This window comes from Citrobacter sp. Ce104 (assembly GCF_030334595.1).
GTDB lineage: Bacteria > Pseudomonadota > Gammaproteobacteria > Enterobacterales > Enterobacteriaceae > Citrobacter > Citrobacter europaeus.
In genome coordinates this window covers 456,046-479,387 of sequence record NZ_JAOWDP010000064.1, presented here as the reverse complement: position 1 = coordinate 479,387, position 23,342 = coordinate 456,046, and the positions used below count along the sequence as shown (strand labels likewise).

Sequence of the window (23,342 nt, the reverse complement as noted above, 5' to 3'; positions counted from 1 at the left end):
AAGAGATGGCAATTCCTAAACTGCAGGCTTATGCGCTACCCACGGCGCTTGATGTTCCGGTGAACAAGGTCGACTGGGCGTTTGACCCTGAACGCGCCGCGCTGCTGATCCACGACATGCAGGATTATTTTATCGGCTTTTGGGGTGATAACTGCCCGATGATGGAGCAGGTTGTCGCTAACATCGCCGCACTGCGTCAGTACTGTAAAGAGCATAACATTCCAGTGTATTACACCGCTCAGCCGAAAGAACAGAGTGATGAAGACCGCGCTCTGCTCAATGATATGTGGGGACCGGGTCTGACGCGTTCACCGGAACAGCAAAAGATTGTTGAGGCGCTGGCCCCGGATGAAGCGGATACCATTCTGGTGAAATGGCGTTACAGCGCATTTCATCGCTCCCCGCTGGAACAGATGCTCAAGGAAACCGGTCGTAATCAACTGATCATTACCGGGGTGTATGCGCATATCGGCTGTATGACCACCGCAACGGACGCCTTTATGCGTGATATCAAGCCGTTTATGGTTGCCGATGCGCTGGCGGACTTTAGCCGTGACGAGCACCTGATGTCACTGAAATACGTGGCAGGGCGGTCCGGGCGCGTAGTGATGACTCAGGAGTTATTACCGACCCCGGTCCCGGCCACTAAGGATGCGTTGCGCAGCGTTATTCTGCCGCTGCTGGACGAGTCTGAAGAGCCGATGGATGATGAAAACCTGATCGACTACGGGCTGGATTCTGTGCGCATGATGGCGTTGGCGGCGCGCTGGCGTAAAGTTCATGGCGACATTGATTTCGTGATGTTGGCGAAAAATCCGACCATTGACGCCTGGTGGACGCTGCTCTCCCGCGAGGTGAAGTAATGGCCGGATTTGATTTTGCAGGGAAAACCGTCTGGGTAACCGGGGCGGGAAAAGGGATTGGCTATACCACGGCGCTGGCATTTGCGCATGCTGGCGCTGAGGTGACAGGATTCGATCGCGAGTTTCCTCAGGATAACTACCCGTTTACGACCGAAGTGCTGGATGTGGCGAATGCCGGACAGGTGGCTGAGGTGTGCCAGCGCGTCCTTCAAGCGCGCGAGCGTTTGGATGTGTTGGTCAATGCCGCAGGTATTTTGCGTATGGGGGCTACCGATGCGCTGAGCGCTGAGGAGTGGCAGCAGACGTTTGCAGTAAACGTTGGCGGGGCGTTCAATCTGTTTCAGCAGACGATGGCGCAGTTTCGTCGCCAGCAGGGCGGGGCGATCGTGACCGTCGCGTCGGATGCGGCGCACACACCGCGTATCGGCATGAGCGCCTACGGCGCGTCAAAAGCCGCGTTGAAAAGCCTGGCGCTGACCGTCGGACTTGAGCTGGCGGGTAGCGGTGTGCGTTGTAATGTGGTTTCACCAGGCTCGACCGACACTGACATGCAGCGTACGTTGTGGGTCAGTGATGACGCGGAGCAACAGCGCATTCGTGGGTTTGGCGAGCAGTTTAAGCTCGGTATTCCGCTGGGGAAAATCGCCCGGCCGCAGGAAATCACCAACACCATTTTATTTCTCGCCTCTGACCTTGCCAGCCACATTACGCTGCAGGATATCGTGGTGGACGGCGGCTCTACGCTGGGGGCATGACCATGATCTGGAAACGTCATTTAACGCTGGATGAACTGAATGCTACCAGTCAGAACACGATGGTGGCGCATCTTGGCATGGTTTATACCCGACTGGGGGATGATGTGCTGGAAGCCGAAATGCCGGTGGATAGCCGCACGCATCAGCCGTTTGGCCTGCTGCACGGCGGCGCGTCGGCGGCTCTGGCGGAAACGCTGGGTTCGATGGCGGGTTATCTGATGACGCGCGACGGGCAGTGCGTGGTGGGGACGGAACTGAACGCTACCCATCATCGGGCGATTGCGCAGGGGAAAGTGCGCGGTGTCTGCCAGCCGCTGCACCTCGGGCGTCAGAGCCAAAGCTGGGAAATCGTTATCTTTGATGAACAGGGACGACGCTGTTGCACCTGTCGTTTAGGCACTGCAGTGATGGGGTGAAGATAAGCGCGTCGTTTAGACGCGCTTCGTGACACCAGTTACCAGCTATAGCGCAGATTAAAACTCCCGTTGAGATCGCGGTAGTCGTTATTACCTTTCTGACCTGCCGCCTGGACGCTGACGTTCCACTGGCTATTGAGATTCGCCTGAATTCCCACTTTTAGCTCGCTGCGATCGGCAGGAAGATCCTGTTTTACCGTTGCGTTATCAAATGATACGGCCAGATCGTCGGTGGAGTGTAGCCAGTTAATCTCTGCGAATGGCCGGACAGTTGCATCGACGAATGAAAGCTGGCTATCAATTCGCAGACCAAGACGTGTGGTCCAGCTATCGCCATTTTGCCCGTCTATGCGTGTACCATTTGTCTCAACGCTATCTGCCTCGTAGCGTTGCCAGATAACCTGCGCCTGTGGCGTCAGGCTTACTGTGTTAGCGCTGCTCATATTCATGTCGTAGCGATAACCGCTTTCCAGCGAAATCGCGTGAGCCAGGGAGTCGTAATGCGTTGAACCGGCATTGCCATTCTCGACGCTGTTATTGTAGAAGCCATACTGATACCACGTATCAACATACCAGCCGCGATGTTGCCGGGCATCAGAGAACCAGGTGGCATACGCGCCAAGATTGTAACCGTCGATATCGCCTGTGGCTGTAAACTGACTGCCATCCGCGCCACGATTTCCGGTGCTGTCGGTACTGCCGTCAAGGTAACTGGCCATCAGGCCAAACGTGATGCTTTGCTGATCATCGCGCCAGGTTGCAAGGTCGCTGCCAAGCTGAAACTGGGTGTAATCGCTGTCCATGTCGATATTGCCATTTACAGCCGATGTATCCGTTTTCCCGCCTTTCATTCGCGCCCAGACGCTTCCTTCGGCCGAGCGGTACTGGCTCCCTTCACGATCGAACAGCGTTTGCATCTGCAGGCTACGCGCCAGCCATTGGTTGCCCAGATAAGCGCCTATATCGGCGCGATATTGTGGATTTGTCGGGGTAACGTCGCTACCGCCGTCATCAGGATCGACCGGTGTGACGTCGCTGCCGCCGTCATCAGGATCGACCGGTGTGACGTCGCTGCCGCCGTCATCAGGGTCAACCGGTGTGACGTCGCTGTCGCCGTCATCAGGATCAACCGGTGTCACGTCGCTGTCGTCAGGATCGTCGGGTGTTTCTGCTTTGGAACGCAAATACCAGCTTTCGTTATCTTCATACAGACGATACTCATACAGGCCGATTTGAATCTGATTGCCAAGAGAAAACGCGTTATCTGATGACACCCCACCGACGTCAACAATCTCGATACCTTGATCGGTATATGCACCCACGCCATCCACATTATTGATGTAGAGCGTGGTGCTGCCGTTAACATTACCCGAGACAATGAGCTGGTCGGTTGGTGAATTATCATCGCCTAAACTGGCGTTAAGTGAGAGCTGACCGCCGTTGCCCGTGTAGTCGCCGTTGATGATTAACGCATTCCCGGGAGTCGAACCACTGCTGCGGATTACGCCCTGGTTGGTCACATTGCCATTAACGATCAACTGGCTGTCTGGCGTTGTGCTATCGCCAAAACTTAGCAGGCCGAGGTTATTTACCGCGCCGTTGATTACCCCGTTGCCGCCGAGGGTGGCTCCGACTTTGACATTGACGCTCTGCTTGCTGCCTTCAGCGCCGATAGCGCCCGATTCAGTCAACCACAGCGCTCCCTGCTGAATGTCTGTGACTCCGCTCCAGGTATTCTTTGCGGTAAGGGTGAGCGTGCCGTCTCCTTTTTTGGTCAGACTTTTACCGTCCCATCCAGTGGTGGCGTTGGGTGAGGTATCTGCCAGCAACCCATTGACGGTAAATGTATGGCCCGCGTCAAGGGTAAACGTACCGTGTGCAGGCGTAGAGACCGCGGCGGAGTCTCCGGCGTACCAACTGAGCCCCACACCCAATTCATATTGGGTATTATCAAGGGCGTTAATCTGACCAGAAATCGCGATATAGTCGGGCAGGGTATCCGGATCGGTTGAGATCGAAGCGAAATCGCTCACGATTGCGGAGTCGGCGTCAATTAGCGTAACCGTGTCGATGTCTGCCAGTTGATTGTCTGAGGTCAGCGCGTTGAGATCCAGCGCATTACCCGAATTGCTGATGTGTAGATCTCCGCCGGGATTAACCTGTCCGCCGGTAATTAGCGGGTTAGCGGACCGACTGGCCAGCGCCGCGGCGCTTAAATCGACGCTGAGAATACTGCTTTCTTTCAGCGTGACCTCGTCAGCATGCACGGTGCTGTAAGTTCCGGCTGCGTGGTCTGCCGCCAGCTCAAGGGTTCCTGCGTTAGTCAGCGTCGTGAGCGTGGAATCATCGGTAACCCGCCACAGGCTCTGGTCGGCAAGGTTAAGGTTGAGGATTGAATCAATACCCTGGTCGTTGAAGCTTTCATTAACCGAGGTTGCCCCGGCGAAATAAGAACCCGCGTCCATATTGAGGTTGATATATCCCCAGCCGCTGTTAACGATGTCGCCGGCTATGGTCATTTTCCCTGAGCCATTTACCGTCCCGCCAGGTAGAACATTCCCGCCCGAAGAAACTTTCGGATTCCAGATGGCAACGCCGCCGTCGGCGATAATGGTGGTATCGCCCGTCAGATTCACGATACCGCCTTCTTGCACTATCACGCCGTAACCACTGCCGTTAGCGCCGGTCATATCAATAGTCAGGTTCTCGCCATTGATGATGCCTGCATGGGTAAAATCCCCATCGCCGATGGCCCAAAGACCGTAAGGATCGTTACCGCTCATGATGATATCCGTATTGGATATATTGATCGTCGCGCCGCTGTATTGGGCTGATGCGCCATAGCCGTTCACCGCGTAGATAGTGTTTCGCTGCTCTGCTGAACCGTTGAAATTTATGGTTGTCGGGGCGCTGTAGGGGGTGTTGGCCACAATACCGTTGGTCGTGTGGCCTGTGGAATTTCTTCCATCAATAGTGCTGCCTTCGCCAATGTTGGCGACGGCGGCATGCATGCTGCTCATTAGTGTAAGGGCGGTGGACTGCGCGGTCGTGACGGTCAGATTTTTGGCATTGAATTCACTGTATCCTCGGCCGGTCAGGTAAATTGTTGATGCAGTCCCGTTTGCGCTAATGGCGCTGTCTGACCCTAAATCAACCACGCCGCCTTCTATTCGAAGCCCTTCCGTCTTCTGGCCGGTGACTTCAATGGTGAGATTGTTGGCCTTTACTGTCCCGATGGCATCATCTTTGCTGGTTGCTGAATAATCATCAACAATCATCCCGTATCCTTCGGAGAAACCGTGCACGGTAATGGTGGAATCATTGCCAAAATCCACGTTGCCGCTGATGTCCGCGCCCGTACCTTTTGCGCGCTCGGTAGAGGTTGTGGAAAGGGTGATATCAAGGCTATCTGCCGTAAAATAACTTTGTGAACCAGAAACGAGTCCATATGCCGTACCTCCAGGCATTGAGAGCGTAATTGCGCTGTTCTTGCCCAGATCAATTTGGCTGTATTGCCCCTCCTGGATACCATAAATCGTGGTGCCTGTTCCTGCCTCTGATACGGTGAAATCAATGTTCAGCCCGTTCGCGTTAACCTGGGTGTTTTTTCCAAGATAGAGCGCGCTGCCGCCGGCTGTGCCGCTGGTTAATTCTATGCGGCTGTCATCCCCAAAATTGAGCGTGGTACCGTTTGCCCAGTATGTGTCGATACCGACAGCCTTACCGGTTGCTTCGGTGTTAACCTGGATTAATCCAGCATTCATGGTTAACGTATTATTGTCGTCATAGAAATAGACGCCCGTCGCATTACCATTTTGGGATTCGGTGATAATTTTACTCTTGTTGCCGAAGTTCAGCGTGGCGTTTTCTGTATGAACGTTAATTCCGTAAGCATCTTTTTTACTAATGGTATTAATTGATATATTCTCGGCGTCTATATTTGTGCCTGGACTGGTGTTGTTAATATAAAGACCTGTGGTTGATGCTGTTTTCGCCGTTCCTGTGTCCGTAACGTTAATCTGTGTGCCGTTACCTAAATTATTACTGGCGCTGTTATCAAGCTTTACCCCAACAGAACCACTATCCCCGGTCACGTTAATGGTGGCTTTACCATTAATTTGTACGCCTTGCCCCCCTGAGGACAGGCTTTCGATACCCGTGGTGCCATCAACAGACGTCACTGTATCGCCATCATTTAAACTGATGGTTTCACCGCTAAGCGGACCGTAGTCGCTGGCATGAACGCAGTTTGCCGTTAATCCAACCGCCGATAACACCAGGCCCGCGACGGTTGCGCGGACCCGATGATCGCCCTGCGAGAGTTCTGACGTCACCACAAACATATTTCTCGCGATATTCCAGACGATGCGATAGCATTTATTCATAATTTATATCCTTATACGGCCATCCTGAACAACCTGGCGCTGAAAAAATTCTGCTTAATTAATTTTATTTTTTATATAGATGATTTTGTCATTAAAACTGGTGATGCGGGTATATTCTTTGCTTTGAAATCGGTGATTAAAATGAAATAAAGCACTAACTGCATACAAAATCAGGATAGTCTGAATCCATGAGTGCATTAATCGTATAAGTTGAGAAATTCAGGTTAATATTGTTAATTAATATTCTTATTAATAATAAAAATATTAAGTGACACGCTCTGCATCATGCCGGGAGGAGATGTGGACAAAACATTGAGGGGTTGGCACATAGCGCGCAATTTTTTCAGTTGTCTCTGCGTTGATAGTGATCAAGTTAACAATACAATGTAAAAAATCAGTGATATATCCGCTTTACATGGTTGTCAGGTTGTTAAATCAAGAAAAGATGTTATAGAAACAAAATGTAACATCTCTCTGACCAGGATAACGGATACAACTATGAACAAATCAGGGAAGTACCTCGTCTGGACATTGCTCTCCGTAGTGGGAGCATTTGCCCTCGGCTATATCGCATTAAACCGTGGTGAACAGATCAACGCGTTGTGGATAGTCGTGGCGTCGGTCTGTGTCTACCTAATCGCTTATCGTTTCTATGGCCTGTACATTGCGAAAAATGTACTGGCGCTGGACCCGACGCGTATGACGCCAGCCGTGCGTCATAACGATGGTCTGGACTATGTTCCTACCGATAAAAAAGTGCTGTTTGGTCACCATTTTGCGGCGATTGCCGGAGCGGGTCCGTTAGTTGGACCCGTACTGGCGGCGCAAATGGGCTATCTGCCAGGTATGATCTGGCTGCTCGCCGGGGTAGTGCTGGCGGGGGCGGTACAGGATTTCATGGTGCTGTTTGTTTCTACCCGTCGCGATGGTCGTTCCCTTGGCGAACTGGTGAAAGAAGAGATGGGCCCTACGGCGGGCGTCATTGCGCTGGTGGCCTGTTTTATGATCATGGTGATTATCCTTGCGGTACTGGCGATGATCGTCGTGAAAGCGCTGACCCACAGCCCGTGGGGTACTTACACCGTCGCGTTTACCATCCCGCTGGCGATCTTCATGGGGATTTACCTGCGTTATCTGCGCCCGGGCCGCATTGGTGAAGTGTCGGTCATCGGTCTGGTATTCCTGGTGTTTGCTATTATTTCCGGCGGCTGGGTCGCTGAAAGCCCGACCTGGGCGCCGTACTTTGATTTTACCGGAGTACAGCTGACGTGGATGCTGGTGGGCTACGGCTTTGTCGCTGCCGTGCTGCCGGTGTGGCTGCTGCTGGCGCCGCGTGATTATCTTTCTACTTTCCTGAAAATTGGCACCATTGTTGGTCTGGCGGTAGGGATTCTGATCATGCGTCCGACGCTGACCATGCCTGCGCTGACTAAGTTTGTTGATGGTACTGGCCCGGTCTGGACCGGTAACCTGTTCCCGTTCCTGTTTATTACCATTGCCTGTGGCGCGGTATCGGGCTTCCATGCGCTGATCGCTTCCGGTACCACGCCGAAGATGCTGGCGAATGAAGGGCAGGCCTGCTTTATCGGCTACGGCGGGATGCTGATGGAATCCTTTGTCGCCATCATGGCGCTGGTTTCTGCGTGTATCATCGATCCGGGCGTGTACTTTGCGATGAATAGCCCGATGGCGGTGCTGGCTCCGGCGGGGACGGTTGACGTAGTCGCTTCTGCGGCGCAGGTGGTCAGCAGTTGGGGCTTTGCCATTACGCCGGACACCCTGCATCAAATCGCCAATGAAGTCGGTGAACAATCCATTATCTCCCGCGCAGGCGGAGCGCCGACGCTGGCTGTAGGGATGGCGTACATTCTGCACGGCGCGCTGGGCGGTATGATGGATGTGGCGTTCTGGTATCACTTCGCCATTCTGTTTGAAGCGCTGTTTATTCTGACGGCGGTAGATGCCGGTACACGTGCCGCGCGCTTTATGCTGCAGGATCTGCTGGGCGTGGTGTCACCGAGTCTGAAACGTACCGATTCGCTGCCTGCGAACCTGCTGGCTACAGCGCTGTGCGTGTTGGCCTGGGGTTACTTCTTGCACCAGGGGGTGGTGGATCCACTGGGCGGTATTAATACTCTGTGGCCGCTGTTTGGTATCGCCAACCAAATGCTGGCCGGTATGGCGCTGATGCTCTGTGCGGTGGTGTTGTTCAAGATGAAACGTCAGCGCTACGCATGGGTGGCGCTGGTGCCAACGGCATGGCTGCTGATTTGTACCCTGACCGCTGGCTGGCAGAAAGCGTTTAGCCCGGATGCGAAAATCGGCTTCCTGGCTATCGCCAACAAGTTCCAGGCGATGATCGACAGCGGTAACATTCCTGCGCAGTACACCCAGTCGCAGCTGACGCAACTGGTATTTAATAACCGACTGGATGCGGGACTGACCATCTTTTTCATGGTGGTCGTTGTGGTGCTGGGTCTGTTCTCCATCAGAACTGCGCTGGCAGCGCTGAAAGAGGACAAACCGACGTCGAAAGAAACGCCGTACGAACCGATGCCTGAGAATGTCGAAGAGATCGTGGCGCAGGCGAAAGGCGCGCACTAATATTCTCTTAACCAACGAGCCCTCTCCTGAACGGGGAGGGCGTTTGTACGACAGGGAAACACTATGTTTGAAACGCTCTCCAAAGCCGGGAAATATTTAGGTCAAACCGCCCGATTAATGATAGGTGTGCCGGATTACGACAACTATGTTGAACATATGCGCGTCACGCATCCGGACCAGATGCCAATGACCTATGAAGAATTTTTCCGCGAGCGTCAGGATGCGCGCTATGGGGGGAAAGGCGGCGCGAAGTGCTGTTAATTTTTTGCCGGATGCGCTGACGCTTATCCGGCCTACAACAATGCTTTGACCGTAGGCCTGATAAGGCGAAGCCGCCATCAGGCAACCCGCACCCTAATCACACCGTAAACGACTCTACCTTTTCGAACGCTGCGCGCAGGGTCTGCGGCGTTAACGTTACCGGCAGCGCGTGAATGGACTCCACAGGGCGCAGAGTGTGCGCGATAACCTTATCGAGTTCGACGCGGTTATTGATGTTCACTTCCAGTTGAGCTAATCGGGTTGGCAGGTTGAAGCGCTGATAAGCGGTAATCAACTGCGCCAGCACATCATCTTGTCCCAGCAGCGCGCTCTGCACCAGTATGCCGTACGCCACTTTGGTGCCGTGTAAAAACTTCTCCGTTTGCGGGAGGACGGTCAGGCCATTGTGTACCGAATGCGCGGCCGCCACGCGGGTATAGCGCTCGCCCAGACCGCCAACCATGCCGCCTCCGGCAATAATAGCATCCACCACATCGCAAAACGTTCGGCTTAGCGTGCCTTGTTGTTTGTCTGCCAGCGCCTGCTCGCTGCTTTCCAGCAGGACGTCGCGGATCGTCTGCGCAGCATGGATACCCAGACGCACGGTAAGCGGCAGGGTTTCCGGTTGAGGTGCGAGCACGACGGCCTCGTACCATTTCGCCAGCGTGTCGCCAATCCCCGCCAGTAAGTATTCTTCTGGCGCATGGAGAACGATCTCGGGTTCTACCAGTACGAGGAAGTTGGCATCCGCGAAAATTTCAAAATGTAGCGCCTGTCCAGCATCGTTATACCAGACGGAGAGCGGTGTCCAGGCGGCGCAGGTCGCCGCGATAGTAGGAATACCGACAAAAGGCAGACCCAGACGACGGGCCAGCGCTTTGGCCGTGTCGAGCAATGTCCCGCCGCCCACGCCAATCACCACGCTGCGATTCTCTCCTGACTCTTTTGCCAGTTGAGCGACATCTGTTTCACTGCAATGGCCCGTAAACAGCAGGCGTTTAGCCCCGGCAAGATGAAAGTCCTCTGGCAGATAAGGTCGGGCTGCATCGATGGCGCGCTGACCATATACCCAGACGGCGCGTGAGAGTTGATCCCTGGTGAAAAAATCGTTGAGTCTCGACAGGCTGCCGGGATGGGAAAAATAGTTGGCCGGGCCGGTGACGACGCGAATCTCGGTATTACTCATGTTGTGTTGTCCTTGTGGCTGTCCTGTCCTGGCAGGTTATTTTTATATAGACGTCTGAACGTCTTGATTGCCAAATACTAGCATCGTGCTATAGTGGCTTCAACCACAACATCACATGCTGGGATAACTATAATGAGTAATAACCCGCTGATTCCGCAAAGCAAACTGCCTAATCTGGGCACCACTATTTTCACGCAAATGAGCGCGCTGGCGCAGCAGTACCAGGCCATTAACCTCTCGCAGGGATTCCCTGATTTTGATGGTCCGCTCTTTTTACAAGAACGTCTGGCGTTTCACGTCGCGCATGGCGCAAACCAGTATGCGCCGATGACGGGCGTACAGCCGCTGCGCGAAGCTATTGCGGATAAAACCGCGCAGTTGTACGGCTATAAACCTGATGCGAATAGCGAAGTGACCGTCACTGCGGGGGCTACAGAAGCATTGTACGCCGCGATTACGGCACTGGTACGGCCTGGCGATGAGGTGATTTGTTTTGACCCGAGCTACGACAGCTATGCGCCCGCGATCGAATTATCCGGCGGCGTGGTCAAACGCATCGCGCTGCAACCGCCGTCTTTTCGCGTCGACTGGCAGGAATTTAGCGCGTTACTTAGCGAACGGACCCGGCTGGTGATCCTTAATACACCGCACAACCCTTCCGCCAGCGTGTGGCATCACGCCGATTTCGATGCCCTGTGGCAGGCGATTAAAGAACGCGATATTTTTGTCATCAGCGATGAAGTGTATGAACATATCTGCTTCGCCGGACAGGGACATGCCAGCGTGCTGGCGCATCCACAGCTGCGTGAACGTGCCGTTGCCGTTTCATCGTTTGGTAAGACTTATCATATGACCGGCTGGAAAGTCGGCTACTGCGTAGCGCCTGCCTCCATTAGCACGGAATTGCGCAAGGTACACCAGTATCTGACGTTTTCCGTCAATACGCCGGCACAGCTGGCTCTGGCGGATATGCTGCGCGAAGATCCAACGCATTATCGTGAGTTGCCAGCCTTTTATCAGAAAAAACGCGATGTACTGGTAAATGCGCTGCGTGAAAGCCGACTGGAAATTCTGCCGTGTGAAGGCACGTATTTTCTGCTGGTCGATTACAGCGCCGTCTCCACGCTTGGCGACGTTGAGTTTTGCCAGTGGCTGACCAAAGAAGTGGGCGTCGCGGCGATCCCGCTATCGGTTTTCTGCGCCGATCCTTTCCCGCATAAGCTGATTCGCCTATGTTTTGCCAAGCAGGAATCGACGCTGATAGCGGCAGCCGAACGTCTGGTTTCGCTGTAGCTATTTAACCGTCCAGGCTTTGGAGAAGCGACGGTCGGCAAATAATTCTTGCAGGCCGTTAATTTGTTTCAGGCGTAAAACCTCGTCACTATCCATGCCGAGATCTTTGCCAATTTTTTCTTCACTCCAGCCCAACAATGATAATTCACGGACGATTTCGGACATGGCATGAATTTGGTGACGTCCGCGAGCGCGGTTATGGCGGATGGTCGCAGCCATACGCTCATGACGCTCACGTTCTAAACAGGAGACCGGCAAATATCCTTTTAGCCTTGTGCGCAGCGAGGCTTTGGCTTTCCCTAGTTCATGGCGGTGGAAACCATCGACAATTTCGTATTCTTCAGCCGTGGAGTGGACCACCACGATGGGTTGCGTGAATCCGTCAGCTTCCAGAGATTTCAGCAGCAGCTTTTTCTCCGGTGGCGCAACGTTGTTGGGATTGTAGTCATTGGGTGAGATGTGATCATTTTTAACCCACAGCACGCAGTCTACAGGCTCTTCGCGAAAAGGACTGACGCTGTGTATCGCCTGTCTGAATTCATTGATGGCCTCAATTCTCTCTTTTTCTGACAGATCAGAAAGAAAGCCAACGAGTTCCTGAGTTAATCGTTGTTGCATAAGATCCCCCATTCCTGGCGTTTGGTTTTCATGCGTTCGTTATAACGTTGGTAGTTTTTGGGTTTTGTTGGGCTGAATGACAGCGCCCGACACCAGTAGTCGTTATTCAGCAGGACTTTACAGATACGCCGCCACGACGGGATATCCGCTGAGCCAATATCTCGTTCCTGAGTTTGCGGAATATTTTCCATGCCCTTTTTCTTATACCACTGCAAATAGACGGCGATTTTATTGCGATAATGTTCGGCGGTCGTTTCCGGCATGCTGTTGAGCAGCAGCATGGCATATTCCTGCCAGCTTAAATGTTCGGGTTTCAATATTTTTCGATGACCATAAAAATGGTTATCGAGACCTGCATAAATCCCGCCGCTTTTTACGCCGCTGACGCGCGCGCACATTGTCGCCCAGCGTTCAGGCTCAATAACATGGTAGAGCCACAGTCCCTGACGCTGCTCTGGTCCAAAGGGTTCGCAGATGCGCATATATCGTGTAGGAACACCGGCCTGATACATCAGGTTATACAAGGGGTTGCATGGCAACTGGGTTTTAGCAAACCAGGTCCAGATGTCGGCGGTTTTCCAGTCATAAAGTGGATAAATATACCAGGTATGCCCGCCGGGGGCGCTGGTGGTCCAGGGTTTATCATCGGCAAAGCGTTGCTTTTGCGAATTAGCAATGGCGACAAAACGATTATAGGACTCATCGGCGCGGATCCCGACCATCATCGCGGCTGGTCGTTTCTCTGAATACCAGTCAGCGAACTCGCGAACAAATTGTTCAAACGTCATGCCGGGCTGGTAAAAAGAGAAATACTCAGGATCGGTTATGGCATCTTCCGGAGGCTGGCGAACCCACGGCGTGCCCGGTTCCCAACACTGCCATTCAGGTTGAAATTGGGAGAGGGAATTTTGCGTAGTGAGCGGTAATGCGACCCAATAAAAGCGTTCGATGACATCAGAATAACGTTCGCGAAGCGCCTGTACATAGTCGATAGTGCAGGAAAACTGGGCTTCCCAGTCGATAAATAACACGTCAATTTTTTTACCTGACTGGCGGGCACTTATGGCCGTCAGATGTAACATCAACCCAGAATCTTTACCCCCAGAGAAAGAAACGCAAATGCGTGGCAGAGCCTCAAGCGTCCAGGCAATACGTTCCTGTGCGGCTTCGAGAACGTTTTGATTCAGTGGTATTTTATAAACAGACATATCAAGTCCATATCCAGATTTTATTATTTACAGCTATAGTAAATACTTTCAATAAGATATGCTAATTTCACCAGGATGCAATACTTAAACATATTCACGGTTTAAATATTGCTGTCTAATTTATAAGAAATATATATTGTTGTGTTGTTATTTACAGAGCCTATGGGGTGATTGTTTTAATGTACTCAGCAAATGATTTGTTATTAAGTGAGGAGCGATTATACATTAAAAATAGTTTAACTGACGGTAATTTGAAATCAACACTGATCTCTTTCAGGTTAAGCGCTACCGCGTTTTGCTCATATATTATTTTGGGAAGGAGACCAATAATATCTGTGCTGGCAATAATATTGGTAATAGAAGTCAACGAATCACTACTAAAACCTATTTTACGGTTGAGAAAGAGATTATTAGCTGCTGACTGTTGTTCCTGGACTCCGGGTTGTGTCGTGATAAACAGTGTAAACTGCTCGCGCATGATGTCTTCAAGCGTACTGTGTTCAACCATTCTGGGATGATTCCTGCTGCATACTAATACACTTTCAACTGTTTTAAACAGGGTACATACGATAGAGCGGTTGTGCACAGGTACTGTCGAGATGATCAGATCAGCCTTGCGGTACGCCAGAATATTTTCTGCGGTTTCTGTCGACATTAATATATCGTGGTGTTCAATTTCAACATCGGAGTTTTTTCTTAATGAGTTTATTAATTCTGTTACGCCCAGCGTGGTGGTGATTTGTGGACTGTAGATTACGAATTTATTTTTCAGGCTGGAACCGTGCATAATATTAATGGTTTGTTCCAGTTTATTTAGATTCTGCTCAAGGTGCTGATGAAGATTGGCTCCTGTCACCGTAGGCGTAATGCCTTTGCCGGAGCGAATAAACAAAGGGTCGTTAAACTGCGTACGTAGTCGTTGTAATGACTGGCTTACGGCTGATGGTGTGATGTACAACGTTTCTGCAGCTTTGCTGATGCTCAAATGTTGATATATGCATTCAAATATAACCAGCAGGTTGAGATCGAACTTTTTGAGGTCATAGAGGTTAGCCATGCATACCTTCCTGTGATGGTAATGTATTGAAAAATTCAATTATGGAATAGTTTAAATGCTAGTTATTCTTGGAATTTATGTTTCTGTGCTTAATGAATAATTAACTTTAGCTAAAATAGCACAGATTGCGTAATTTTCACCAGAAAGTTAATTCTAATGAGTGATTGAAATGAGAACGATAACAATCACTCATCTTGTTACCTTTATTTATTTCCCATGATAATGTTTAATTTTTCTTTATCCGGTAAGCCTACTTCCTGTTGTAACGTATCGTCTTTACTCATGTAATAGATTGCCGGCGTTACGTTGGCCCCCAAATCATCCATCAACTTTTGGTTGATATTCAGTACCTTCATTTGCTCCGTAGGGACCGAAGCCGGGATTTCCAGCTTCATTTTCCCACCGGATGCCTCATAGTCATGCCAGGTTTTGGCCGGATCTTTGGCTGCCAGAATTGCAGCAGCGGTGGCCGGACTTTCAGGTTTAATTACGCCAACCAATAATGTACGCAACTGAACTTTACCGGCGTCCACCCACGGACGCGCCTGCTGCCAGAACTGTTTGCAATAGGGACAGAAAGGATCGGCAAACACGTAGACGATGACCGGGGCCTCTTTTTTCCCGTCCAGAATCCATGCTGCTTTTTCCATTCGCTGCCACATCTCTCGTCCGGCAGGAGCATAGATCTCTTTTTCGATTAGCGCATTGCTGAGATTTTCGCCTTTTTCGTTATACATGTAGCCGGAGATGGCATGTTTACCGTCAGGCGTGACATAGATAGTGACCCCCATGTCCTGGTATTTTCCCAGATAGCCTTTCATTCCTCCCGGCGCGTCGAAGGGTTTCAGGATAGTAATACCCTGTTTCTCAATAGCTTTAACGGGAGCAGGCAGTTCTTCGGCATGCACCACGGCAGGGAGCAGGGTTAACAGTAAGGTACGTTTAAACATTGATTTTCCTTATAAAATCAGAAGGAAAGGGGACTTAGTTGCAAAACCTATCGCAGCCATAGGTAAGATCGACCGTCCGTCGATTGCCCTTTCTTGAGTTGGGTGATGTAATCCCAATCGCTGTCACGACCTTTGTTAAGGTAATGTAGAGCGCAACACATAGCCAGCCCTGCTGGCACTGACGTTACCTGCGGGTAGCTCGGGTAATGAGGCTCCCTGCAAAGGGGGCCTTTTTTACTTTCACCTTTAGGTTCACAACATGTGTTTGAGTGGGTTGTTAGTTATCGCTTATTGATTTGATAAAGGAAACGCATTAGCCCTGCGAAGAGATTTTCGTTAACTTATCTCTCAACGAAAACACGGAGGAAGTACAGATGTCTTTGATTAATACCAAAATTAAACCTTTCAAAAACCAGGCGTTCAAAAACGGTGAGTTCATCGAAGTAACCGAGAAAGATACCGAAGGTCGCTGGAGCGTCTTCTTCTTCTACCCGGCTGACTTCACCTTCGTATGCCCGACCGAACTGGGCGACGTTGCAGACCATTACGAAGAACTGCAGAAACTGGGCGTAGATGTGTATTCCGTATCTACTGACACCCACTTCACCCACAAAGCATGGCACAGCAGCTCTGACACCATCGCGAAAATCAAATACGCGATGATCGGCGACCCGACTGGCGCCCTGACCCGTAACTTCGACAACATGCGTGAAGATGAAGGTCTGGCTGACCGCGCAACCTTCGTTGTTGACCCGCAGGGTATCATCCAGGCAATCGAAGTTACCGCTGAAGGTATCGGCCGTGATGCGTCTGACCTGCTGCGCAAAATCAAAGCGGCTCAGTACGTCGCTTCTCACCCAGGTGAAGTTTGCCCGGCAAAATGGAAAGAAGGTGAAGCCACGTTAGCTCCGTCTCTGGACCTGGTCGGTAAAATCTAAAATTCGCTACGCCTTTCGCGCTACAGGTGTGTTGGCTACGCTTAATCACCCCGGTCACTTACTTATGTAAGCTCCCGGGGATTCATAAGCTTGCCGCCTGCCTGTAACACGAAATTCTTGCGAATTAATTCTTAAGCGGGTGCGTCGTGCCCGTTTTATTCCAACACCATGATGCAAACGTATTCAGACTGCCTGAACGAGGCCGCTTGCATGATGATGTTTTCAGAGAGGGAAGAAGAATGCTCGACACAAATATGAAAACCCAGCTCAGGGCTTACCTTGAGAAACTGACCAAACCTGTTGAGCTGATTGCTACGCTGGATGACAGCGCTAAATCGGCAGAAATTAAGGAACTGCTGACTGAAATTGCTGAACTGTCAGAAAAAGTCACCTTTAAAGAAGACAATACTCTGGCGGTACGTAAGCCATCGTTCCTGATTACCAATCCTGGTTCTCACCAGGGGCCGCGCTTTGCCGGTTCTCCGCTGGGCCATGAGTTTACCTCGCTGGTACTGGCGCTATTGTGGACTGGCGGTCATCCGTCAAAAGAGGCGCAGGCGCTGCTGGAGCAGATCCGCGATCTCGACGGTGATTTTGAATTTGAAACCTATTATTCGCTCTCCTGCCATAACTGTCCGGATGTGGTACAGGCGCTGAACCTGATGTCGGTATTGAACCCACGCATCAAGCATACGGCGATTGACGGCGGTACATTCCAGAACGAAATCACCGATCGCAATGTGATGGGCGTTCCGGCGGTATATATGAACGGCAAAGAGTTTGGCCAGGGTCGTATGACGCTGACTGAGATTGTCGCGAAAGTGGATACTGGCGCAGAAAAACGTGCGGCCGAAGAGCTGAATAAGCGCGATGCCTACGATGTGCTGATTGTTGGCTCCGGTCCTGCGGGAGCGGCTGCGGCGGTGTACTCTGCACGTAAAGGTATTCGCACCGGTCTGATGGGCGAACGCTTTGGCGGTCAGGTTCTTGATACCGTTGATATTGAAAACTACATCTCGGTACCGAAAACTGAAGGCCAGAAACTGGCGGGCGCGCTGAAAGCACACGTTGATGATTATGATGTTGATGTGATCGACAGCCAGAGCGCAAGCAAACTGGTTCCGGCGGCGCAGGAAGGCGGTTTGCACCAGATTGAAACGGCATCCGGCGCGGTGCTGAAAGCGCGCAGCATTATCATCGCCACCGGCGCGAAATGGCGCAACATGAACGTTCCGGGCGAAGATCAGTATCGCACCAAAGGCGTAACTTACTGCCCGCACTGCGACGGCCCGCTGTTTAAGGGTAAGCGCGTGGCGGTGATTGGCGGCGGTAACTCTGGTGTTGAAGCAGCTATTGACCTCGCAGGCATTGTTGAACATGTGACGTTGCTGGAGTTTGCTCCTGAAATGAAGGCTGATCAGGTGCTGCAGAATAAGCTTCGCAGCCTGAAAAACGTCGACATCATTCTGAATGCGCAAACGACAGAAGTGAAAGGCGATGGCAGCAAAGTCACTGGTCTGGAGTATCGCGACCGCGTGAGCGGCGATGTTCACAGCGTGGAACTGGCAGGTATCTTTGTGCAGATTGGTCTGTTGCCAAACACCAACTGGCTGGAAGGTGCCGTTGAACGTAATCGCATGGGTGAAATCATCATCGATGCCAAATGTGAAACCAGCGTGAAGGGCGTTTTCGCCGCCGGTGACTGCACCACCGTACCGTATAAGCAGATCATCATCGCGACCGGTGAAGGCGCGAAGGCCTCGTTGAGTTCGTTTGATTATCTGATTCGCACGACAGTAGCATAAAAAAAGTAAGACTCACCTGCAATCTCAAAACCGCCAGTCATCCGCTGGCGGTTTTTTATTTCCGCGCTCTCATATTGTCAATTCTTGAAACAATTAACCGCATAAAACATTCACTTAATTAGTCTGATCATTAGTTTTATCAAAGAAAGATTAGACGTTTTCTTTATTATATTAACCTGCATTATGTTTTCATTTGTTGTATGAATAAATGGTTGGTTAATTCATGGGTGAAATATATGAAACCCTGACGATCTTTGAATCGACAGGGTTGTTGTTGCGTGATTTTTTTATTTCTCACGATAGTCACACGCTGAAAGCGGCTTATTCAGCTTTGGATACAAATGCCTCGCTGCTAACAGAGCAGGAGTGGCTGGAAGCGGAGTATGACTTCAATGCGCTATTTGTCGGGCCGCAGACGCTAAAGGCCGCGCCATTCGCTTCGGTTTATCTCGAAGAAGATGCCCTCGTAATGGGTAAATCAACGCTGAGCATGCGGGAATTTATGGCAAACATAGGTTTGTCTATAAGTCATGTAAATAACATCCCGGATGATCATATTTCCTGTGTATTGGAATTAGCGGTTTTATTATCGGCTAATGCCAGAACATCAGCAGAATACCAGGTCGCCCTTACTCGATATATAAGTGAGTATATAGCGATATGGGTGCCCGAGTATATAGAAAAAATAAATATAAATGCACAGACCGCCACGCTGAAAACCGTCGCGGAAAGGTTGTCTTCTTGGCTTGATGAATTAAACACGAGAGTATCAATATGAGTAATGAACCGGGAATTCTGAACAGACGTTCATTTTTGAAAGGCTTAATTGCCCTTGGAACAGTGGCTGCCCTGCCAGGGGGATTGCTGACTTCACGCTGCGTATTGGCGCAACCGCCCATTCCGTTTAACCCCAAAACCTACAAAATTTCTCGCAACGCCTGTCCGCGTAACTGCTATGACACCTGTAGCCTGAAAACCTGGGTCAAGGATGACGTTATCACCTTTGTGGAAGGCGCGCCTGAGTCAACGTTTACGCACGGAACACCGTGTGTAAAAGGTCTGACTTATCCTCGCCGGGTATATAGCCCGGATCGCATTAAATATCCGATGATTCAGGATGTTCGTGGCAGCGGTAACTGGCGTCGTATCTCCTGGGACGAAGCAATGCAGCGCATTGCAACCAAGATGCTGGAGATCAAAAAGAAAGACGGCTCAATGCTTGGGCTGGCGCTGTCAAAATACTCAGGCAATCTTGGGGTGATGGGCTATGCCGTTGAAGGGATGATGTCTTCGCTGGGTTACACCACCCGTTTTGCCGGGACGCCTTGCTGGCCAGCGGGTATCGATGCCCAGAACTACGACATGGGCGACATGTGGTGTAACGACCCGGAAGATTTTGTTAAAGCAAAATACATCATCATCTGGGGCGCTAACCCGGCATGGTGCTCTATGCACACCATGAAGTACATCTATCAGGCGCGGGAGAAAGGCGCAAAAGTGGTCGTTATCGATCCGCTGTTAACGCAAACCGCCGCGAAAGCCGATCTCTATTTACGTGTTCGTCCAGGCTCTGATGGCGCCCTGGCGCTGGGCATGGCGCGCCACCTGGTGGATAAAGGTTTAGTGGATCAGAATTTCGTCACTCACTATTCCCACGGATACCCGGAATTCGAAGCGTATCTACGCAACAGTGTGACCGTAGAGTGGGCTGCTGAAATTTGCGGTCTGTCGGCGGATGTGATTCGCCAGTTGGCGGAAGAGTTTACGGCGGTTAATCCTGCCACCGTGTGGATTGGCTACGGCATGCAGCGCCATGTTAACGGCGGCGCTAACGTACGTGCGATCGATGCCTTTGTGGCGATGACCGGCAATATTGGTATTGAGGGCGGCGGCGCTCGCTACGGCCATCTGCAGACATGGGGCTATAACTACCACGGAATGATGCAAAAGCCTCCTGCAGGTTCTGTCGGCATGAAAGGCGCTGGTGGTCCGGTGGGCGAGTTTGTTAGCGATAGCGGTGAGAAGAGCGAATACTCCGATCGTGCACTGAACATCAACCAAACGGCGCAGGGGATCCTCGACGCCAGTGAACCGCCGGTACGTATGCTGTGGGTGGCCTCTAAAAACCCATTTGCTCAGGATTTCGACCGCAACAAGATGATCAAAGCGTTTGATAAACTGGAAATGGTGGTTTGTGTCGACCAGTTCTTCAACGAAACCGTCCAGCATGCGGATATCGTGCTGCCCGTCACAACAACTTTTGAGCAATGGGATGTCTCTTCGTCCTATTGGCACTATTGGTTATCCGTCAACGAACCGGCTATTAAACCGCTGTATGAGTGCAAGAGCGATCCTGAAATTGCGGCGTTGTTGTCCAAAACCATCAATAAACTGGAACCCGGTTCATGTACCTTCCCGCAGGAGTTTGATGCCAAACGTTGGTTGGATCAGGAATTCAATGAGGGAATGGGCAAACAGTTCGGCATAGCGGGCTGGAATGACCTGCTGGAAGGACCCCGCAAAGCAAAAATGGTCAGCAGTGCAGCCTGGTTCGATCGCAAATTCAAAACGCCGTCAGGCAAGTATGAGTTTAAATCAGAACGCTGCGCGGAAAACGGTCACACGGCTTTGCCTGAATATAAAGCGGGTGCGCAGGGGGCGCTGCCGTTCCACCTGTTTACACCTCACCTGCAGTATGGTCTGCACTCGCAGTTTGTCAATCTGGACTGGATGCAGGTTTTCTGGCCAGAACCCTTTGTCTATATCCACCCGCTTGCTGCGCAGAAAAAGGGCATCACAGAGGGCGCTCACGTCAAAGTTTTCAACGAGGCGGGTCATGTTGAGCTGCGCGCCAAAATCACCACCAACGTGCCGGAAGATTTTCTTGTGATGTACGAGTCCTGGTTCAATAAGCTTAGTTACAACGTACAGAATGTGGTTAAAGATACGCCAGCCGATATGGGGAAAATGGCGACAGGCGCACCTGGTGCGGCCATTCACAGTCAATTTGTAGATATTACTCTGTCAGGAAATGAAGGAGCAGCGGCATGAGACGCGCGTTTTTAGTTAATAGCGATAAGTGCATCGGCTGCCGTGGCTGTGCGATGGCGTGTAAAAGTTTTAACCAGCTGGAGCCAGAACGTTTCTGGCGCTATGTCTACCCGCTGGATAAAGAAATTTATCCGCATGAGGAGCGCGCGTTCTACTCGCTGGCCTGTAACCACTGCGAAAATCCGGCCTGCCTGGCAGCTTGTCCGGTAGAGGCGTACACCAAACGTGAGGATGGCGTTGTCGTGCATAACCCGGAACGTTGTATCGGATGCAAAAACTGTATCCGCAACTGTCCATACGGTGCGCCGCGCTTTAATGAAGAAACGAAAAAAGCGGAAAAATGCAGCATGTGCTACGAGCGTCTTGATGTTGGCATGCAGCCGGCGTGCGTGAATGCCTGTCCGGTAGGTGCGCTGACGCTAATTGACCTCGATGCCGATCCGATACCTGACAATGCGGTGCAGTATCCGCCGGGATTCCCGCGTATGCCGCAGCTTAATCCTGGCACGCGTTTTATCCTCGCGCGTCAACCGAAGCAACCGGAGGGCAAGTAATGGAAAAGTATGAACTTCCTCTGGTTATTTTTACCGTCTTGAGCCAGATGTCGGTCGGTATCACGCTCATTCTGACGCTGCGCGCGTTGCAAGGAAAACTGGAAAGCAAACGCCTGTACTGGTTGGTTAGCGGGCTGATTCTGGCGGCTGCTTCCGTGGCGGCGGTATTGCACCTTGCGCATCCGGATCGCGCTTACAACGCCCTGATCAACCTGCAGCACGCCTGGCTTAGCCGTGAAATTCTCGGCGCAACGTTATACGGCGCGGCGGTGGGCGTGACGTTTTTGGCAAAAGGGCATAAAGTGTCGGCGGTTCTGGCTTCTGTTCTCGGGATCGCACTGGTGGCGGTTCAGGGGATGACCTATGCCGCCCCGGCAATGGTGGCGATCGCCAACGGTCTGACAATGCTGCTGTTTTTCATTACGGTGTGGGTGATGGGCTGCGCGGCGATTCCGCTGCTTAACCTCGCGCCTGCCGTTGCCGCATTACGCCAGGGAATTATTGTTTGTATGGCGGTCATGATTGCCGCGCCTGTTATCTGGCTAAGCGGCGGCACTATCATGCAGATGACGGCGCATGCCTGGCTGACGTCGCCGCTTTATCTCGCAAGCCTGGTGTGTCTGGCGGTGGCCTTTGCGCTCAGCCGCCAGGGCGAGCGTCGTGCAAAAGCGCTCTTTGTCCTGCTGTTTGTTGGCGTATTCCTGAGTCGTCTGACGTTCTTTGGCGATACGGTCAGCACTATCGTCAATATCGGTCATTTGTACTGATCGTGAGGTAATAAAAACCCCTGTCAGGCGTTAACCTGGCAGGGGTTTTCTTTAGTAACGGTGAGGCTGTTAACGCACGACCAGCACCGGCAGCGTCGCGTGGCGAACTACGCTGGAAGCATTTGAGCCGAGCAGATGGGTGCTGATTGATGGGTTACGCGATCCAATGACGACCACATCCGCATTCAACTCTTCACCCAACTCGTTGACCACGTCACGGACGCTGCCAAAGCGGACGTGTTGTTTAATACGGGAAGGATCGATGCTGAAGTGACCAACCATCGTTTGCAGACGGGTTTCCGCTTCGTGTTGCAGATGCTCTTCAAAACGACGGACATCGGCCGCAAAGCGGTGCAGGCTTAAGCTCGCTGAGCCTGGCAGCACATGCAGCAGATGGATAACCCCTTTATCCTGGGCCAGAAATTCTGCATGGCGAATAGCCTTGTCGCTCAGTTCCATTTCGAATACATCAACAGGCATTATGATTGTGTTGTACATAAACATTCTCCTTGTCATTACATGAACACATAACAGCATAGTATTAAAAATGATTCTGTCAGTCACGACACAGATTTATGTTTTGCGAACAGGAAAGAAAGCGAGGAGCAGGGAAATCTAACCGGAAAGAGGA

Annotated in this window: 19 protein-coding genes; 12 read left to right on the top strand and 7 right to left on the bottom strand. The window is 51.6% G+C overall.

Annotated features, from left to right (window positions below; translation table 11 throughout):
- The first annotated feature begins 5 nt into the window (after positions 1–5).
- From OGW16_RS12965 to entH, 3 genes are read left to right on the top strand one after another with little or no spacing between them, the layout of a single operon-like run.
- Positions 6–863 (top strand): isochorismatase, encoded by an 858-nt coding sequence (locus tag OGW16_RS12965; RefSeq protein ID WP_043015539.1) that lies wholly within the window; start codon positions 6–8, stop codon positions 861–863.
- A complete protein-coding gene (gene entA / locus OGW16_RS12960; RefSeq protein ID WP_043015540.1) occupies positions 863–1,618 on the top strand; it encodes a 2,3-dihydro-2,3-dihydroxybenzoate dehydrogenase EntA in 756 nt (251 codons plus the stop codon). Before OGW16_RS12965 ends, entA begins: the two co-directional genes overlap by 1 nt.
- Positions 1,619–1,620: 2 nt before the next feature.
- Complete coding sequence (gene entH / locus OGW16_RS12955; protein ID WP_181633989.1) at positions 1,621–2,034, top strand: proofreading thioesterase EntH; 414 nt, start codon at positions 1,621–1,623, stop codon at positions 2,032–2,034.
- Positions 2,035–2,072: 38 nt separating this feature from the next.
- Here entH and OGW16_RS12950 read toward each other — a convergent pair whose 3' ends face one another.
- Positions 2,073–6,419, bottom strand: coding sequence for an autotransporter outer membrane beta-barrel domain-containing protein (locus OGW16_RS12950; RefSeq protein ID WP_286518500.1), 4,347 nt, complete (start codon positions 6,417–6,419; stop codon positions 2,073–2,075).
- Between the two features lie 498 nt (positions 6,420–6,917).
- On the opposite strand from OGW16_RS12950, the gene cstA reads away from it, so the two are divergent.
- Entirely contained in the window at positions 6,918–9,023 is a 2,106-nt protein-coding gene (cstA, locus tag OGW16_RS12945; RefSeq protein WP_043015542.1) for a pyruvate/proton symporter CstA, read from the top strand.
- 63 nt (positions 9,024–9,086) lie between these two features.
- Positions 9,087–9,284, top strand: coding sequence for a YbdD/YjiX family protein (locus OGW16_RS12940; protein ID WP_043015543.1), 198 nt, complete (start codon positions 9,087–9,089; stop codon positions 9,282–9,284).
- Positions 9,285–9,381: 97 nt separating this feature from the next.
- Here the strand turns inward: OGW16_RS12940 and OGW16_RS12935 are convergent, their stop codons facing one another.
- A complete protein-coding gene (locus tag OGW16_RS12935) occupies positions 9,382–10,470 on the bottom strand; it encodes an oxidoreductase (protein WP_043015544.1) in 1,089 nt (362 codons plus the stop codon).
- Between the two features lie 132 nt (positions 10,471–10,602).
- On the opposite strand from OGW16_RS12935, the gene OGW16_RS12930 reads away from it, so the two are divergent.
- Positions 10,603–11,763, top strand: coding sequence for a pyridoxal phosphate-dependent aminotransferase (locus OGW16_RS12930; RefSeq protein ID WP_286518499.1), 1,161 nt, complete (start codon positions 10,603–10,605; stop codon positions 11,761–11,763).
- On the opposite strand, the gene OGW16_RS12925 is transcribed toward OGW16_RS12930, so the two are convergent.
- The 4 genes from OGW16_RS12925 to dsbG form a co-directional block, all read right to left on the bottom strand.
- On the bottom strand, positions 11,764–12,381 hold the full coding sequence (locus tag OGW16_RS12925; RefSeq protein ID WP_043015546.1) for an IbrB-like domain-containing protein: 618 nt from the start codon (positions 12,379–12,381) through the stop codon (positions 11,764–11,766).
- Positions 12,366–13,589: a phosphoadenosine phosphosulfate reductase gene (locus OGW16_RS12920; RefSeq protein ID WP_043015547.1), complete on the bottom strand. Its 1,224-nt coding sequence runs from the start codon at positions 13,587–13,589 to the stop codon at positions 12,366–12,368. Before OGW16_RS12920 ends, OGW16_RS12925 begins: the two co-directional genes overlap by 16 nt.
- 160 nt (positions 13,590–13,749) lie before the next feature.
- Positions 13,750–14,646: a DNA-binding transcriptional repressor CitR gene (citR, locus tag OGW16_RS12915; RefSeq protein ID WP_047412754.1), complete on the bottom strand. Its 897-nt coding sequence runs from the start codon at positions 14,644–14,646 to the stop codon at positions 13,750–13,752.
- Positions 14,647–14,849: 203 nt separating this feature from the next.
- Positions 14,850–15,596: a thiol:disulfide interchange protein DsbG gene (gene dsbG, locus OGW16_RS12910; RefSeq protein ID WP_286518498.1), complete on the bottom strand. Its 747-nt coding sequence runs from the start codon at positions 15,594–15,596 to the stop codon at positions 14,850–14,852.
- A gap of 374 nt (positions 15,597–15,970) precedes the next feature.
- Between dsbG and ahpC the strand changes: the two genes are divergently transcribed.
- The 6 genes from ahpC (at position 15,971) to OGW16_RS12880 (ending at position 22,711) form a co-directional block, all read left to right on the top strand.
- Positions 15,971–16,534 carry an alkyl hydroperoxide reductase subunit C gene (gene ahpC / locus OGW16_RS12905; protein WP_004859485.1) on the top strand — a complete coding sequence of 188 codons (564 nt, stop codon included), beginning with the start codon at positions 15,971–15,973 and terminating at the stop codon, positions 16,532–16,534.
- A gap of 239 nt (positions 16,535–16,773) precedes the next feature.
- Positions 16,774–18,339 (top strand): alkyl hydroperoxide reductase subunit F, encoded by a 1,566-nt coding sequence (ahpF, locus tag OGW16_RS12900; RefSeq protein WP_043015550.1) that lies wholly within the window; start codon positions 16,774–16,776, stop codon positions 18,337–18,339.
- A gap of 223 nt (positions 18,340–18,562) precedes the next feature.
- A complete protein-coding gene (locus tag OGW16_RS12895) occupies positions 18,563–19,117 on the top strand; it encodes a TorD/DmsD family molecular chaperone (protein WP_213732093.1) in 555 nt (184 codons plus the stop codon).
- A complete protein-coding gene (locus tag OGW16_RS12890) occupies positions 19,114–21,390 on the top strand; it encodes a molybdopterin-dependent oxidoreductase (protein WP_213732092.1) in 2,277 nt (758 codons plus the stop codon). The genes OGW16_RS12895 and OGW16_RS12890 overlap by 4 nt, the downstream gene beginning before the upstream one ends.
- A complete protein-coding gene (locus OGW16_RS12885; protein ID WP_003022094.1) occupies positions 21,387–21,944 on the top strand; it encodes a 4Fe-4S dicluster domain-containing protein in 558 nt (185 codons plus the stop codon). The genes OGW16_RS12890 and OGW16_RS12885 overlap by 4 nt, the downstream gene beginning before the upstream one ends.
- Positions 21,944–22,711 (top strand): dimethyl sulfoxide reductase anchor subunit family protein, encoded by a 768-nt coding sequence (locus OGW16_RS12880; RefSeq protein ID WP_286518497.1) that lies wholly within the window; start codon positions 21,944–21,946, stop codon positions 22,709–22,711. Before OGW16_RS12885 ends, OGW16_RS12880 begins: the two co-directional genes overlap by 1 nt.
- Before the next feature lie 69 nt (positions 22,712–22,780).
- Here the strand turns inward: OGW16_RS12880 and uspG are convergent, their stop codons facing one another.
- Entirely contained in the window at positions 22,781–23,209 is a 429-nt protein-coding gene (uspG, locus tag OGW16_RS12875) for a universal stress protein UspG (RefSeq protein ID WP_003022101.1), read from the bottom strand.
- Positions 23,210–23,342: the final 133 nt, after the last annotated feature.

Excerpts from the sequence above, each read along its gene's own strand:
- OGW16_RS12965 (WP_043015539.1), top strand. The coding sequence starts at position 6 with ATGGCAATTCCTAAACTGCAGGCTTATGCGCTACCCACGGCGCTTGAT.
- entA (WP_043015540.1), top strand. The coding sequence starts at position 863 with ATGGCCGGATTTGATTTTGCAGGGAAAACCGTCTGGGTAACCGGGGCG.
- entH (WP_181633989.1), top strand. The coding sequence starts at position 1,621 with ATGATCTGGAAACGTCATTTAACGCTGGATGAACTGAATGCTACCAGT.
- OGW16_RS12950 (WP_286518500.1), bottom strand. The coding sequence starts at position 6,419 with ATGAATAAATGCTATCGCATCGTCTGGAATATCGCGAGAAATATGTTT.
- cstA (WP_043015542.1), top strand. The coding sequence starts at position 6,918 with ATGAACAAATCAGGGAAGTACCTCGTCTGGACATTGCTCTCCGTAGTG.
- OGW16_RS12940 (WP_043015543.1), top strand. The coding sequence starts at position 9,087 with ATGTTTGAAACGCTCTCCAAAGCCGGGAAATATTTAGGTCAAACCGCC.
- OGW16_RS12935 (WP_043015544.1), bottom strand. The coding sequence starts at position 10,470 with ATGAGTAATACCGAGATTCGCGTCGTCACCGGCCCGGCCAACTATTTT.
- OGW16_RS12930 (WP_286518499.1), top strand. The coding sequence starts at position 10,603 with ATGAGTAATAACCCGCTGATTCCGCAAAGCAAACTGCCTAATCTGGGC.
- OGW16_RS12925 (WP_043015546.1), bottom strand. The coding sequence starts at position 12,381 with ATGCAACAACGATTAACTCAGGAACTCGTTGGCTTTCTTTCTGATCTG.
- OGW16_RS12920 (WP_043015547.1), bottom strand. The coding sequence starts at position 13,589 with ATGTCTGTTTATAAAATACCACTGAATCAAAACGTTCTCGAAGCCGCA.
- citR (WP_047412754.1), bottom strand. The coding sequence starts at position 14,646 with ATGGCTAACCTCTATGACCTCAAAAAGTTCGATCTCAACCTGCTGGTT.
- dsbG (WP_286518498.1), bottom strand. The coding sequence starts at position 15,596 with ATGTTTAAACGTACCTTACTGTTAACCCTGCTCCCTGCCGTGGTGCAT.
- ahpC (WP_004859485.1), top strand. The coding sequence starts at position 15,971 with ATGTCTTTGATTAATACCAAAATTAAACCTTTCAAAAACCAGGCGTTC.
- ahpF (WP_043015550.1), top strand. The coding sequence starts at position 16,774 with ATGCTCGACACAAATATGAAAACCCAGCTCAGGGCTTACCTTGAGAAA.
- OGW16_RS12895 (WP_213732093.1), top strand. The coding sequence starts at position 18,563 with ATGGGTGAAATATATGAAACCCTGACGATCTTTGAATCGACAGGGTTG.
- OGW16_RS12890 (WP_213732092.1), top strand. The coding sequence starts at position 19,114 with ATGAGTAATGAACCGGGAATTCTGAACAGACGTTCATTTTTGAAAGGC.
- OGW16_RS12885 (WP_003022094.1), top strand. The coding sequence starts at position 21,387 with ATGAGACGCGCGTTTTTAGTTAATAGCGATAAGTGCATCGGCTGCCGT.
- OGW16_RS12880 (WP_286518497.1), top strand. The coding sequence starts at position 21,944 with ATGGAAAAGTATGAACTTCCTCTGGTTATTTTTACCGTCTTGAGCCAG.
- uspG (WP_003022101.1), bottom strand. The coding sequence starts at position 23,209 with ATGTACAACACAATCATAATGCCTGTTGATGTATTCGAAATGGAACTG.